Consider the following 12568-nt stretch of genomic DNA (forward strand, 5'->3'; position numbering starts at 1 on the left):
TATGTCCTGCCAAAATTTCTATATCCTTAAAAATGAAATAAACTCTTCATTATTTTAATTTCGGCCTATTTATACCGGACAGAGTATTAGAAGTCCGCTGTTTTAAAAAATAAGACCCTTTATTTACAAGGGTTTTAGGGCATACATGGATCACCTATAACAAAAATTATCCGCTGTCTTTTGAATACTTTTTTATCAGAATTTGTAACGGCCGGATCCACATGTCATAATCTTTGCGGGGCGAATACTCTTTAAGCCACTTTTGGATGAGGGGAATCACTTGTTTTGGGACATCGTCTCTTAATTTAAAATTGGATATGAATCGAAGTTTATTAAAATCTCGATCTGAATATTCGATGAGATCAAAGGGATGAGCAAATTTGTATTTGCCTCCATCCCCTAATAAGTGCTTTTCCAATGCCGAATCAAATTCCTGCGATTCTAAAAAAGTATTCCACCTTTCCTTTTGCTCTGTTTTTCGCCGATGGGCAGCCTTTGCACATTTATTGCGGTAATCTGACATTATATCATAATGGTTGAGTTTGTCTTCGGGAATTTCTTTTGCACAGTATTTCCGATTTTCCTCACTGCGAAAATATCGGCCGCATTCCGGGCAGACGACAAGATAATTTTTACTTATATCCTGGACTGCCATTAGGAAAGCAGCATCCCACAAAGATGAGAAGACTAGATTTAAATGGGGGACGTTATTTTGGTCAAAATCAATTATTGTTCTGAAACGTAACGCCCGCCTTCGCCACAACCGTTTCAATTGTACCGAATTTTGAGTATACACATCTTTGGAAAACTTTTGAACTTCCTCCTGAAATATTTTGATTCCCAATCGAAGGGAAGGGGGCCAGAGTTTATCTAATGCTCGTCTTGAACCCTCATAATCTTCGACATCGAATTTCTCACCATAATACAACTGTTTTGCTGTGGTAGAATAGGTGACCTCTGTAGGCGGAAGCGAAAATAATTCATGAAAAAATGTGGTACCAGATTCAAATCGATACCCTATGAATGTACTTTCGTTTGTCTGTTCAAGTGAAAACGAATCATAATGATGCCCTGTAGCAAACGTCGTATCATTTATTTTTTTTATATTCTCATCGTATAGGTCCAACTTTAAAATTTTGGTTTGTCCATACGTCGGATTTGGTCCTTGTGGAGGTATTTCCTGGTCATACCGAAATCCAAGACCCAATAGGCCCCAATCATATACAAATTGCAGGATGGCATCATTATTTGATCTATCGAGATTTAACAGCTCAAGATGGGGCAGACTCTCTGGGGGTAAAAATCCTGGTCTTTGGTATTCCCTATCATCCTGACCTAAAAAATTGAATAATTCCAAGGGCCGATATTCTTTAATATCTGTTGCCGAATCATTATTGCGGGCGGGTGCCACTACCCCATTGCTGTAAACCTCATATTCAGTAGCCTTCCACCATTTGCTGCGACTTTTGTAGGGGGTCCAAAAACGCATACACATCTCTCCTTCGATCTATCGAGTAATTTCCCGGTAATTGATTCATCTTGCGCAGAAAGTATGTTAAAGCAAATCAGGCACCATATTAATTGCACTGGGAAAATGAAAAAAAACGACAACGAAAATGTCTGACAAATCTGTCCTCAAATCAATTGAAAAATCGATGCTAATCGCCCACAAACGGTTCTTGAATTATCAAGAATTTGCGGCCTATGCTAACCTATCCGAACAGTATGTGCGTAACCTCATCCACGCCGGAAAACTCCCCACGGTTCGGCTCTGGGAAAATGGAAATCGATTCATTGACATGAAAGCAATAATTAAAAGAATTGAAACAAAATGAAATTTGAAGAGCTACTTAGCAATCTTCAGGGGGTAAAGGAGGGACAGGGAGGCCAATTCACGGCCTTATGTCCGGCACATAAAGACCATGAGCCGAGCTTATCCGTTAAACAAACGCAGGATGGGACTATGTTATTGAAGTGTTTCACCGGGTGTTCAGTTGAGGCAATTTGTCAATCCATCGGAATACAAGTTTCTGATTTGTTTAAGAACAAGCACCGAAAGGAATCCCAGCAGCATCGAATGTCCTCGTCCAAATTTGTTGACAATTCACTCTACGAAAAATGTTTGTCGCAGCAAGCATTAAATCCCTTCGCAAAGTTTCTCGCCAATGACGCTTTTTGCTCACTTGAAACACAACGACGTTTCCATATAGGATATCTGGAAAATGGATTTACTGTTTTTTTTCAAGTTGATCAAAATCTCCAAATCATCAATGCGAAACAGATAAAATATGATAATAGAGGCCATCGGATTAAAAACCAGACAGGGTTCCCGCTGATTAAGAAATCTGAAGGTGGCCGACAGATTTTATATGGGCTATGGCAATTACCCTGCGATAGGCCAGTTATGCTCGTTGAGTCGGAAAAAACGGCGGTCATCATGTCGCAGTGGCGCACGGATTTTGTATGGATAGCGAAAGGGTCTGCACATGGACTAACCAAAGAAAAAGCGCAGCCCCTTCAGAATCGAGATGTCACTCTGCTGATAGATGCCGATGACGCAGGCCGAAAGACAGCGGTGCAAGATAAAAGTCTAATTGAATCAATGGGGTGCCGGGTAATCATCAAGGACCTTTTCCCCAATCGCAATGACGGGTATGATATCGCGGATCTCTGGATCGATTTGCATAAGGACTGGCCCCAGGGAAAGGACTACAGCGTTGGAGAGAGCTATGAACAATTTTTATAGTGAGGTATTTTATGTCAGAGTCAACACCGATCAGTAACACTGAAATGCAGCAGGAATTAAACAAAATTCAAACACAAATCAGGGCGCAAGATAAAGAGGACCAGAATACTATAGATGAACCTTTTGCCCTTGATTATCCGGCTCCAATTGCTGCGCCAGCGTATCATGGTATTGCTGGAGAATTTGTCCATCTTATTTCCCCGCATTCGGAAGCAGACCCAGCAGCACTCCTGCTGAGTTTTTTGGCTGCGTCCGGAAATCTGATGGGATCTCGACCACATTTTACAGTCGAATCAGATCGTCATGCCATGCGTCTGTTCCCGCTGCTTGTGGGAGAAACAGCCAAAGGGAGGAAAGGTGTGTCCTGGAATCACGTTAGGCGGTTTTGCAAAATCGCGGACCAGAATTGGAGGGATCGCATCGTAAGCGGGATGTCCTCTGGCGAGGGATTGATTCTGGCCGTAAGCGACCAGGATGAGGATGAAAAGGCCACCGATGATCCAGACGCTCCCAAAAAATCATGGCGTGCCATCCGGGATCAACAGACCCAAAATAAAAAGCGAAAACGCCTGCTCGTTATTGAATCCGAGTTTGCATCGATATTAAAACGCATTGAACGGAAAGGAAATACCCTTTCACCACTTATCCGCCAGGCATGGGACAGCGGTAATCTGAATGTCCTGACCGTGAAAGCCCAGCGGAAGGGCGATAACAAGGCTACAGCAGCGCATATATCGATTATCGGCCACATCACCAAGGAAGAGTTGCTCCGATATTTACAAGAAACTGAGACGGCGAATGGGTTTGCAAACCGCTTTTTGTTTGTATGTGTGCGTCGCTCAAAGACTTTGCCCTTCGGCGGAGATATTCCACAACCGGAATGGGCCCACCTTCAAAAAAAATATAAAGACATCATTACGTGGTGCCAGTCTGCAGGGCAAGTCCAGTGGCATGATAGGACCAAGCCACTTTGGGCGGAGATTTATCCGGACTTATCTGCTGGGAAGCCCGGTTTGGTTGGAGCCGTGACCTCCCGCGCAGAGGCATATGTGACTCGCCTAGCGGCGACATATACACTTCTCGATAAAAAAATATTTATTGAGCCGGAACACCTGGAAGCGGCACTCGCTGTATGGGAGTACTGCGAGGCTTCAACGCAGTATATCTTCCAGGATAAAATGGGAAATCCAATGGCGGAAAAGATCTTTGACGGCCTTCGCCAACAGCCAGATGGGTTGTCAAGGACTGAAATCAGTAGTGACCTTTTTAACCGGAACAAATCGAAACAGGAAATTGACGAAGCATTAGATTTGCTCGCAGCATACAATCGAGCAAAAATGACTGAGGAAAGGACAAGCCCAAGCGGCCACACATCTGAAATCTGGAAACTCGTATAAATGGACGAGCATTCGGGCGATGTTAAATATGGTTGTATTGCTAAATTCAGCGATGGAAATAGACTTAATTCGTACTTGGGATATATGGGAGAAGGTGGCTCGAAGTATTATGGTTAAGCATTTTTCGTATTATTCGTATTATTCGTAATAGGAGAAGATATATGGGGAAATATTTGGAGGAATTTTACCGAGCACAAAGTCGATTAGATCATGATAAAAACGGGAATGAACTTCTCCGATTAAAACAGGAGTATAACCAGTTACTGCAAAAAGAGCAGGCGTTGGAAATCTATCTAAGTGCCATCGGATACCCGGCGATGATGACAGATCCGAAATTGACTGAATGGCGAAGCACCTGTTATCACCTGTCGGAAATCATGAATCATATTGAACAAATCCGAGACGAAGATTCTACCCTCAAGGAATGGACAGAGGGGTTTTCGGAAATATAGGTCAAAGGTTCTAATAGCAAATCATGGTAGGTGAGATCCTTAATGAAATACCCTATGGCAAGCTACAGGGTATCAAACGATTTCTAACTGGGTTAGCTCGTCGGTCGGCTTGCCGTGCTGCTGTACATATTCCTCCACTACCTCCCAGTTGCTGCGTTCGCTCACCGACGCCGCCTAGTAGCCATCCGACCAGAATTCCCACCCCAGAGTTCCACTTTTACCGCGGGTTTGCGCTGGAAAATCTGCCGGGCAGTGATACTCTTGAAAATCCGCACCAACTCCCCCCGGGGGGCTTCAGATGCGACCCACATAACAGATGCAAGTGATCGTGATCCATGCCAAGCGCCTCCATCACGATGTCATACCGTTCCATGATCCCGCGAGCGGTCTCGATGATGACCTGCTCCACTTCACCTTTTAAGAGCGCTTTGCGATATTTTACTGTAAAAACCAGGAGATAGTGAATCTCATACGCATAATGATTGCCCTTTTTGACTTCGCTTGGTGGACCCATGAAGACAAACAAACTCCCCCATCTGCCACAAACAGATAATCGGTCACTCTGGGGCAAGCCCAAGGAATTTTCAAATTATATACTACAAGATAGTACGAAAAAAACGAAAAAAACGAAGTATTATGTTTTTATTGAGGATACGAGAAAATTTAATGACGAAAAAATTACGAATTTAGCTGTGTGGGCCAATCTTTCATTACACAGGTGAATTCACAACCAAAAACACCCGGGGAGTGACTCAAATGGATTCACACAGCGTACATTATTTAACTCTGGAGGAATTTAAAAAACAGGGACGCGAGACATATGGGGATCGCCTGCGATGGGCGTTTGTCTGTCCCCATTGTCAGACCATCCAGACCGCCATGGATTTTAAAGAACTTGCGGGATTGGATGACAAAACAATTAATGACGTGGTCGGGAATACGTGTATCGGCTACTATATTGAGGACAGAGGGTGTGATTTTCAATTGAAACAAAGGCCCCAGTCCCATGAAGTGGTCCTCATTTTTGGCGGGGTAACTTTAATATGTTTTCGCCTTGCAACAGCGGAGGAATACGAAAAATACCTCACAGCACACGAAAAACAGACAGAGGATAGGACCACTTGACTGGCAAAATAATTTTCTCACTATAAAGTATGTGTTATGTAGTGAATAAATCCGGAAATAATACGGTGTTATAGCGAAAAGTCAATGGAATGTAGCAAGAATTCCAAGGAGAGTTGTCATGAGATCAACCGTTATCAATATTTGTACCGAATGTCCCTTTTTCACACACACATATGCTGGCAAACCGGCCTGCGCTGCGAAGCACTATATCCCTGAGATCCCCTGGCCCCAAAACATTTTGACGAATCACCGGGAGCTCCGGTTAATACCTGTAAATAAAAAGATGGCCTGGACCAATACAATCGACACGCGCCCGGACTGGTGCCCCTTGCCGATCACGATCCGGAAAAAACCCCCGAAAATTAAAAACACACTCGCCGACCTGCGCCTGCACAAGAAACGATTAGAAGCGACTCGCGACAAAGTCGATGAAGAGTTGGCCAAGACCAGCCGGGCCATCGCTCGCAAAACTAGGGGCGCCTCCCCGGATATTGATGCGTTGGCCGAGGAGATTGCCACCGCCCTGGAATCTCGTCCCAAGGGCATGTCCCGGACCGTCATCTATCGTGATCTCTATTCCAACAATATCCAGCGGAAATTTATCGAGCAAGCGCTCAAAAAACTTGAGAAAACGGACCGAGCCATCGGCCATAAAATCCCGACAAAAGGCCGGTCGCGGGAGGTCTGGTTTTCGACTACCTCCGCGGAAAATACGGGAGATTAACCCCCCTCGAAGTCTCTGGAGAGACCGTCAATTGGGACAGGAAAACCCGACACGTAATAAGGGGTAAAACCGGTCGTATCCCTTGTCTGCATTGGGGGGGCACCGGGTTGACGTACAAAGCCCACACCCCCGTATTTGACCCTTATAATAAAGGAATAGAAAAGGAGAAAATAGGGGGCGCGTTTTTCTTTTCCCGGGGAGCATCCGGCTCATCTCCCGAAAACTTCCCTGGCCCTGATCCGGCGCTGGACTCCCATATTTAATCACCCTTCCGACCGAAAATTTTCGCCCGTTTCCACGCAAAATTTACCGCTTTTTTCGCATATGAAAAGTGGAAGGAAAATTACTTGTTAAACTCAAACAAAGGAGTAATCTATGCACATCAAACGGCAGCATGTTGAACAAGCGTCTAAAGTTTCAAATTTGGTCGGCGCCGCTCTCTATCTCGGGGTCCAGGTCTATGATCTGGTCCGCGGGAATGGCCGCTCCAAACCTGTGCAGACCCCTGACGAGTCATGACTGAAACCGCCATCCAACCAACACGGCAACTCCCGCCACATGAAGAAGCGCAGGTGATTGAAGTGTCCCTTCGAGAAGTGTTAATCGGAGGGACGCTCCTTAGCCTGAGCATCCTCGTCATCGGGGGTGGGCTCATTGGCTACGTCCACACTCAAAAACGGAAGAACGTCCGCCAGTGGTTCGACCGGATTGAACGGCTGGTCGGCACAGTATTACTCGAATCCCCAACTGGAAAGGAGGTCAAAAGTGGCTCGATTACGATTGCGGATGAGCAGTAAAACCCTTACGACCACAGCCTCGCTCATTGCCAATGGCGTCACCGTGGCGAGCAATGCGTACCTGCTGAGCCGATCGCTCGTGCAGCAGCAACGCCAGCGCCAGCAGAACCAACGACTGGAACAACTCCAGTCCGCAGCGGAGGTGGCGACAGCCGGGGCGCAGGTGGTGCAGACGCTGGCCGGGGTGTGGAGGCGATACCATGAGTAGAAGTAAATATTACCCGCCAAAGGATCGTACGTATTTCTACGGTAATGCCCTTCAATGTGTCGACTGTGGAAATACGAAGGCTTTCACGCTGAACCTCCGGATACCTTATACCTTGTCTGTCACCAGTCAGGGTATCCAGTCTGGCCCGGATGAACACCGGCTGCAGCGGATCTTCAAAAGCCTCGGAAAGAACCTGTGGGCCCTCATGGATCGAGATATTTTCCACGGGGAAAACACAATCAAATGCGCCAACTGTGAGACCGGCTTTGTCGACTTCCAGGAGCGTCTCCACGATCTCTGTTTTCACTTTGGTTGCCCGGGCTGCGAAGTGTGCGGGAAGTATATGTCTGAATTGGATGTGAAAGAAATCTGTTCGGAGTGCCTCCTGGACCATGACGGCGATCTCACGGAAGAGGATTGTCTGATGTCGTGTCCCTGGACGGCCGACGGCCTTGGGGAGGTCAGAGCCCATCATGATTTCACCCTGGAGGATTTGAAACAGGAGATGGGCTACACCTAACTTCCCACCACACCCAGTACCCCTCACCCTACGAGCCGGCAGGTTTCTCCCCGACCTGTCGGCTTTTTTATTGGAGTATCCCATGACGAACATGATTTGGCTACCAATATGTCCAATCTGCGAGCATCCGGATCGTACCTATATAAAGACAGTCAAAACAACCTGTCATGTCACAGTGTCTCCGGAGGGACAAGTGATGATCCGATTTCCGGATCTCCTGATGGACCTCATCGGCACCGGACTCCAACCAGCCGACATCCAGTGTGCTCACTGTCAACCCTAACCAATACACCAGAAAGGAGTGACCCTTGCATGGAACTTGTGTGCACGAAGTGTAAACAGTCAAATGATTTTAGACTCCCGCTGTGGGTGAAGACCACGTTCACGTTTAACCCGGACGGCACCATCAGCCTGCTGCATGTTCAGCCCCTGGAATCTCTGGAAGAAAAACTCACTGAACAGGCCACGGGCATGCCTCAGGGAATTACATGCGAGCGATGCGGGAGCCCGGCGGAGATTGTGCTGAACCCCTTTGAGGAAACATCCAGAGCCCGAATGCTGCGGCAAGCCGTGGAGGATCTATGACAGACGATTACAAAAAGGAAATTACGAATTATGTCAGGGACGTGATCCAGCAGCGGATCGCTCACCTGAAGGAAGCCCACCCCGATCGGCTGTATACGAACCAGTGGCAGTTACAATGGCCGGATGGCTTCCAAGAGGGGAATAACGTGATCCCGGTGACGACCACGACCAAAGATGGTCCGTACTGCATCGGCGAACTGCACCTGGTGGTGCCGCCGTCGTTCGAACTGGATCTAGAGGCCATGGAGTTCGTGCCGAAAAATGAACCATATCAGGCACCCCAACCCACCTCAAAGAACCCCCCGTCACTCAATAATTCGCTGGAACTGATGAATGCCATGTTCGAGGCCCTCAACGGCTTTCTGAGCACCGGGCTGTCCTCACAGGAGGGCATACCAACCACGGGACCACAGCGTACGTTCTCCGGGCGCTCAGGATCTCCAGAACCGCAGACACCGGGTTCGCTTCACACAGGTTCCTCGAAACAACTCGAGCAGGTCCGGAAAGCCATCCTGCGCCATGATGACCTGCCGGACTGGTTCATCAATCTGCGCGACACAGAGATTCGGGACCAGTTGTTGAATAAAATGGCAGACACGTACATCAAGTATAGCCGACAACACAACGGGAACGCGTCCCTGGCGGAGTTCTTTGGGGACTACACCGAGTACCTGAAGGAGAACGATACCCTGCAGGATTGGTGCACCTACAAAGCCAAACCTGTCGAGTTAAATCGGAAGGGATGGTGCCAGGAAACGTACTGTTCGAAGAAACCCTACCGGTCAACCTGCCCCCGGTCCACCCTGAAATTTACCTCATCACAACCTGATTAACCGAAGGAGGAAACCATACATGTTACAAACCTTACACACCTTCCTGCCCATCGCACGGAAGGTCCATAATAGACGAACCAAGTTACCCATCCTCAACCACTGCCTTGTGGATAGTGGATTTATCCGCATGACAGACCTGGAGACCACCGTCCGGATGCCCATCGACGATATCCGGGCGTATACGTTGCCGGTGCAGGTGCTCTACCAGGTATTGAAGACGAAGCCGGAGTCATTTGCAGTCCACCTGTCCGATGAGACACCCGGGCAACTCCAAATCGTCTACGACGGTAATACGCTCACGTGTCCGACGATTGACCCTGATGAATATCCCGGACTGGATCTGGTGCCGTTCCAGGAACTCGGCACATGGCTCCCGGAGACGTTCCAGGTGATGAAGGCCCAAACTCAGTATGCCTCAACTGACGACCTCAAGCCAGCCCTCAATGGCGTCTGGATTCAACAGAATGGGCAACTGGAAACGTGTTCGACTGATGGGCACATGTTGAAATACTATCCTCAATTGCAAGCCGATGCACTTACGGAAAACGGCAAGGACTACAGCGGCATCCTGCCGACGAAGACGGTGAAGATTTTGGCGCGGTTTGCCAAGGGACCGGTCAAAGTCCAGGGAAGTGAAGAGACCATGAAGTTCACGCTCCCGAATAAGGTGGAAATCATTGTCAAAAAGATTGACGAACGGTTCCCGGACTTTAAGCCGCTCCTGGACATCGATACCCCGAATACGTTAAAGGTGGAGAAGCAACCACTGCTGGACGCCATCCAGTCAGCCAAGCCCTTCACGAATAAATCCACATACCAGGGTGTTGTGAAGATGCGTGAGCAGGACATTCACCTGATTGCGGAGGACCCGGAAAAGGATGTGTGGTTCGAGACCGACGTCCCGGTCAAACAACGAGACGGAGACAGAATCCCAATGGGATTTAATCTCCTGTACTTCGAGCGACTCCTCAAGTCCATGGACGACGAGACCGTGGAATGGCGGTACAAGTCGCCAATCAGTGCATCGTTATTCACCGAATCAACCCGGAATGGGGAGGGCCCCATCAGCCTGTTGATGCCGATCCGGTTAGACGAGGGGCAACCCCTCGAGAAAGGAGAAGACAATGAAACCAACGGTGACCATTGACCGCCCGGAACGCATCGAGGAGGACATCCAGGACTTTCGGTTGAATCGGTTAGACAGAAAAGAAAACTACACCGCATCTAGGATCCGTCTGACCCGAAATCCGGAGACCGAGGAGCCTTATCTGTTCTACACACAGGAGTTGACCCGGAACCATAAATCCCCGAACGATCCGTTTGGACGGCGGCAACTCATCAAGGTGTTTACTCCGAGCAACATCGAAGCCGCCGCTGATACGGCCCTGGAGCGGAAGTTCGAAGACACCATCCTGGCGCATAAGGATGAGATTCCGGACTACAGTCCGCTGACGGATATCCACTCGCAGTCCATGAACCTGTTCCTGGATGAGGACACCGCCACGTTTCTGGAGGATGTGGGCGTGCAGGTGGATGGCCTGGCTGAGGATTTCCAGGGCATTGAGTCGGTAGGGGCAAACCCCTACCTGGAAGACATCGCCGAGGATGCGATACAGTTAAAAGGCCGTCTTGCCGGAGTAGAGAACAGATATGCCCAATTAAAAAAGGTAATGATGCAGGCATTTGACCCGCCTGTACTTAACGACACGCTCTCCGATGCAGCCTTTGAACAGCGACTTGCGCAAGAATCCCTGCCGGACGCTCTGATTCAATCCTACCTGGAGTTGAAGGAAGAGATGGAATACTTGCAGTCCCGCGTCGGGGCGGTCTCCAGGATCGTGTTCAGCGAGACAGCCTCGAAAATCAGACTGCCGAAGCGGCTGGAAGGGAGGGACCATGAGTTCGTCCAAGAGGTATGATTTTGAAGGCCTCTGGTTCAGTACCTACCTGGAGGTCCGGAAGTTGAACAAGAACCTCCAGGAAGAGGGATTGGACGAAAGCCAGCTCCGGGAGATCACCACCTCTATCTTCATCGCGAAGACCCAGCGGGGCGTGGTCCGACCACAGCACCTGAGCGAGTTCCAGGAATCGGTGTTGAAACTCATAGAGCCAGTGAAAGCGAGGGAGCAGCAGGCTGTGATCTACAAATCGCTCAAGGCAATGCTGGAAGATAAACAACCACAAAATCAAGGAAACGGAGCGCAGTAATGATGCCCATATATGAATATCGATGCCCCCATGACCATCTCTTTGAAAAGTTGGTCGATAGAACCGATCCAAACCCCGTTTGCCCAGAATGTGGCTGTCCAGGCCAGCGCCTGTTCAGCCCGCCGGCGTTCCGGTTCAAGGGAAGCGGGTTTCATTCCACTGACTATACACGACACGGTCCAAAAGACAGAAAGGAGAGATAACACATGACTGACTTCCCCAAGAAATATCAATGGCCGGCATCCAAACTCAGCCGGGAGGATATGCAAATGCTCGTTCGGGAGCGGAAAAAGACTGGCAAGCCAATCACCGTGCTCATCCGAGACGCAGTCCACTCACTGTATGGAGACCAGCCATGAGTAATAACTGGGTCATTACGCCGGAGAAATACCTCTCTGAGGAGGAAGTGAAGAGTCTGGTCAAGACCTGTCGGGATGCGGCTCAACTGGCCAAGGAAAAGGGTAACTGGATTGCAGTGCGGGATTGGATGGTGATCGACCTAGCCCTGCATACCGGCCTCCGGGTGGCGGAACTTTCAAATCTGCGAGTAGGAGACCTGCATCTGGACTATGGCGAGAAGTCGCTGACTGTCCGTAACGGCAAAGGCGGGAAAGACCGGGTGGTGAAGTTCGGTTCGGAGGTGAAGCGACATATCAAAGAGTACCTGGACAGCAGACCCTCAGACAGTGAGTACGTGTTCCCATCCTCTCGGCAGGCGCGGATGTCCCGGTCGGCCATCCAGAAGATGGTGAAGAAGTGGATGGAGGACGCCGGGCTGCCCGGCCACTACAGTGTGCATTCACTGCGGCATACATACGCCACACGGCTGTATAAGGCGAGCGGGCACAACCTGCGGCTGGTCCAGAAGCAACTCGGTCACGCCAGTGTACAGACCACCCAGGTCTATGCCGATATAACGGATGCGGATGTAGAAGATGCCGTAGAAAGGTTGCATGAAGAAGGGCTCTTATGA

The 12568-nt window shown here is 48.9% G+C and carries 19 protein-coding genes; 17 read left to right on the top strand and 2 right to left on the bottom strand.

What is annotated here, in order from left to right:
- Positions 1 to 166 precede the first annotated feature (166 nt).
- Positions 167 to 1489: a hypothetical protein gene (locus K9N57_00595; protein MCF7802668.1), complete on the bottom strand. Its 1323-nt coding sequence runs from the start codon at positions 1487 to 1489 to the stop codon at positions 167 to 169.
- A 342-nt stretch (positions 1490 to 1831) separates the two neighbouring features.
- Here K9N57_00595 and K9N57_00600 point away from each other — a divergent pair, with 342 nt between their 5' ends.
- The 3 genes from K9N57_00600 to K9N57_00610 all read left to right on the top strand — a co-directional run bounded on the left by K9N57_00600 (position 1832) and on the right by K9N57_00610 (position 4595).
- Positions 1832 to 2746, top strand: coding sequence for a DUF6371 domain-containing protein (locus tag K9N57_00600; protein ID MCF7802669.1), 915 nt, complete (start codon positions 1832 to 1834; stop codon positions 2744 to 2746).
- Positions 2747 to 2757: 11 nt separating this feature from the next.
- Positions 2758 to 4143: a DUF3987 domain-containing protein gene (locus K9N57_00605; protein ID MCF7802670.1), complete on the top strand. Its 1386-nt coding sequence runs from the start codon at positions 2758 to 2760 to the stop codon at positions 4141 to 4143.
- Between the two features lie 161 nt (positions 4144 to 4304).
- Positions 4305 to 4595, top strand: coding sequence for a hypothetical protein (locus tag K9N57_00610; GenBank protein MCF7802671.1), 291 nt, complete (start codon positions 4305 to 4307; stop codon positions 4593 to 4595).
- A 217-nt stretch (positions 4596 to 4812) separates the two neighbouring features.
- On the opposite strand, the gene K9N57_00615 is transcribed toward K9N57_00610, so the two are convergent.
- Positions 4813 to 5109, bottom strand: a complete 297-nt coding sequence (locus K9N57_00615) for a transposase (GenBank protein MCF7802672.1) — start codon at positions 5107 to 5109, stop codon at positions 4813 to 4815.
- Positions 5110 to 5351: 242 nt separating this feature from the next.
- Here K9N57_00615 and K9N57_00620 point away from each other — a divergent pair, with 242 nt between their 5' ends.
- The 14 genes from K9N57_00620 (at position 5352) to K9N57_00685 (ending at position 12568) form a co-directional block, all read left to right on the top strand.
- Positions 5352 to 5720, top strand: a complete 369-nt coding sequence (locus K9N57_00620) for a hypothetical protein (protein MCF7802673.1) — start codon at positions 5352 to 5354, stop codon at positions 5718 to 5720.
- Positions 5721 to 5838: 118 nt separating this feature from the next.
- Positions 5839 to 6444 (top strand): hypothetical protein, encoded by a 606-nt coding sequence (locus tag K9N57_00625; GenBank protein MCF7802674.1) that lies wholly within the window; start codon positions 5839 to 5841, stop codon positions 6442 to 6444.
- Between the two features lie 375 nt (positions 6445 to 6819).
- On the top strand, positions 6820 to 6963 hold the full coding sequence (locus K9N57_00630; protein ID MCF7802675.1) for a hypothetical protein: 144 nt from the start codon (positions 6820 to 6822) through the stop codon (positions 6961 to 6963).
- A complete protein-coding gene (locus K9N57_00635) occupies positions 6960 to 7241 on the top strand; it encodes a hypothetical protein (protein MCF7802676.1) in 282 nt (93 codons plus the stop codon). Before K9N57_00630 ends, K9N57_00635 begins: the two co-directional genes overlap by 4 nt.
- Positions 7210 to 7449 carry a hypothetical protein gene (locus K9N57_00640; GenBank protein MCF7802677.1) on the top strand — a complete coding sequence of 80 codons (240 nt, stop codon included), beginning with the start codon at positions 7210 to 7212 and terminating at the stop codon, positions 7447 to 7449. The genes K9N57_00635 and K9N57_00640 overlap by 32 nt, the downstream gene beginning before the upstream one ends.
- A complete protein-coding gene (locus K9N57_00645; protein MCF7802678.1) occupies positions 7442 to 7969 on the top strand; it encodes a hypothetical protein in 528 nt (175 codons plus the stop codon). The genes K9N57_00640 and K9N57_00645 overlap by 8 nt, the downstream gene beginning before the upstream one ends.
- Positions 7970 to 8281: 312 nt before the next feature.
- Positions 8282 to 8554 carry a hypothetical protein gene (locus tag K9N57_00650; protein ID MCF7802679.1) on the top strand — a complete coding sequence of 91 codons (273 nt, stop codon included), beginning with the start codon at positions 8282 to 8284 and terminating at the stop codon, positions 8552 to 8554.
- A complete protein-coding gene (locus K9N57_00655) occupies positions 8551 to 9387 on the top strand; it encodes a hypothetical protein (protein MCF7802680.1) in 837 nt (278 codons plus the stop codon). Before K9N57_00650 ends, K9N57_00655 begins: the two co-directional genes overlap by 4 nt.
- 19 nt (positions 9388 to 9406) lie before the next feature.
- Entirely contained in the window at positions 9407 to 10534 is a 1128-nt protein-coding gene (locus tag K9N57_00660) for a hypothetical protein (GenBank protein MCF7802681.1), read from the top strand.
- Entirely contained in the window at positions 10512 to 11306 is a 795-nt protein-coding gene (locus K9N57_00665) for a hypothetical protein (protein MCF7802682.1), read from the top strand. Before K9N57_00660 ends, K9N57_00665 begins: the two co-directional genes overlap by 23 nt.
- Positions 11284 to 11595 (top strand): hypothetical protein, encoded by a 312-nt coding sequence (locus tag K9N57_00670; protein ID MCF7802683.1) that lies wholly within the window; start codon positions 11284 to 11286, stop codon positions 11593 to 11595. The genes K9N57_00665 and K9N57_00670 overlap by 23 nt, the downstream gene beginning before the upstream one ends.
- Complete coding sequence (locus K9N57_00675; GenBank protein MCF7802684.1) at positions 11595 to 11798, top strand: zinc ribbon domain-containing protein; 204 nt, start codon at positions 11595 to 11597, stop codon at positions 11796 to 11798. The genes K9N57_00670 and K9N57_00675 overlap by 1 nt, the downstream gene beginning before the upstream one ends.
- Positions 11799 to 11801: 3 nt before the next feature.
- Entirely contained in the window at positions 11802 to 11954 is a 153-nt protein-coding gene (locus tag K9N57_00680) for a hypothetical protein (GenBank protein MCF7802685.1), read from the top strand.
- The gene (locus tag K9N57_00685) at positions 11951 to 12568 is read left to right on the top strand and encodes a tyrosine-type recombinase/integrase (GenBank protein MCF7802686.1); all 618 of its coding nucleotides are present in this window, start codon (positions 11951 to 11953) and stop codon (positions 12566 to 12568) included. The genes K9N57_00680 and K9N57_00685 overlap by 4 nt, the downstream gene beginning before the upstream one ends.

The organism is Candidatus Neomarinimicrobiota bacterium (assembly GCA_021734025.1).
Classification (GTDB): domain Bacteria; phylum Fidelibacterota; class JAANXI01; order JAANXI01; family JAANXI01; genus JAANXI01.

Coding starts and splice junctions, on each gene's coding strand:
- K9N57_00630 (MCF7802675.1), top strand. CDS start 6,820: ATGCACATCAAACGGCAGCATGTTGAACAAGCGTCTAAAGTTTCAAAT.
- K9N57_00665 (MCF7802682.1), top strand. CDS start 10,512: ATGAAACCAACGGTGACCATTGACCGCCCGGAACGCATCGAGGAGGAC.
- K9N57_00670 (MCF7802683.1), top strand. CDS start 11,284: ATGAGTTCGTCCAAGAGGTATGATTTTGAAGGCCTCTGGTTCAGTACC.
- K9N57_00600 (MCF7802669.1), top strand. CDS start 1,832: ATGAAATTTGAAGAGCTACTTAGCAATCTTCAGGGGGTAAAGGAGGGA.
- K9N57_00685 (MCF7802686.1), top strand. CDS start 11,951: ATGAGTAATAACTGGGTCATTACGCCGGAGAAATACCTCTCTGAGGAG.
- K9N57_00660 (MCF7802681.1), top strand. CDS start 9,407: ATGTTACAAACCTTACACACCTTCCTGCCCATCGCACGGAAGGTCCAT.
- K9N57_00655 (MCF7802680.1), top strand. CDS start 8,551: ATGACAGACGATTACAAAAAGGAAATTACGAATTATGTCAGGGACGTG.
- K9N57_00675 (MCF7802684.1), top strand. CDS start 11,595: ATGATGCCCATATATGAATATCGATGCCCCCATGACCATCTCTTTGAA.
- K9N57_00625 (MCF7802674.1), top strand. CDS start 5,839: ATGAGATCAACCGTTATCAATATTTGTACCGAATGTCCCTTTTTCACA.
- K9N57_00645 (MCF7802678.1), top strand. CDS start 7,442: ATGAGTAGAAGTAAATATTACCCGCCAAAGGATCGTACGTATTTCTAC.
- K9N57_00680 (MCF7802685.1), top strand. CDS start 11,802: ATGACTGACTTCCCCAAGAAATATCAATGGCCGGCATCCAAACTCAGC.
- K9N57_00610 (MCF7802671.1), top strand. CDS start 4,305: ATGGGGAAATATTTGGAGGAATTTTACCGAGCACAAAGTCGATTAGAT.
- K9N57_00635 (MCF7802676.1), top strand. CDS start 6,960: ATGACTGAAACCGCCATCCAACCAACACGGCAACTCCCGCCACATGAA.
- K9N57_00605 (MCF7802670.1), top strand. CDS start 2,758: ATGTCAGAGTCAACACCGATCAGTAACACTGAAATGCAGCAGGAATTA.
- K9N57_00650 (MCF7802679.1), top strand. CDS start 8,282: ATGGAACTTGTGTGCACGAAGTGTAAACAGTCAAATGATTTTAGACTC.
- K9N57_00620 (MCF7802673.1), top strand. CDS start 5,352: ATGGATTCACACAGCGTACATTATTTAACTCTGGAGGAATTTAAAAAA.
- K9N57_00615 (MCF7802672.1), bottom strand. CDS start 5,109: ATGGGTCCACCAAGCGAAGTCAAAAAGGGCAATCATTATGCGTATGAG.
- K9N57_00595 (MCF7802668.1), bottom strand. CDS start 1,489: ATGCGTTTTTGGACCCCCTACAAAAGTCGCAGCAAATGGTGGAAGGCT.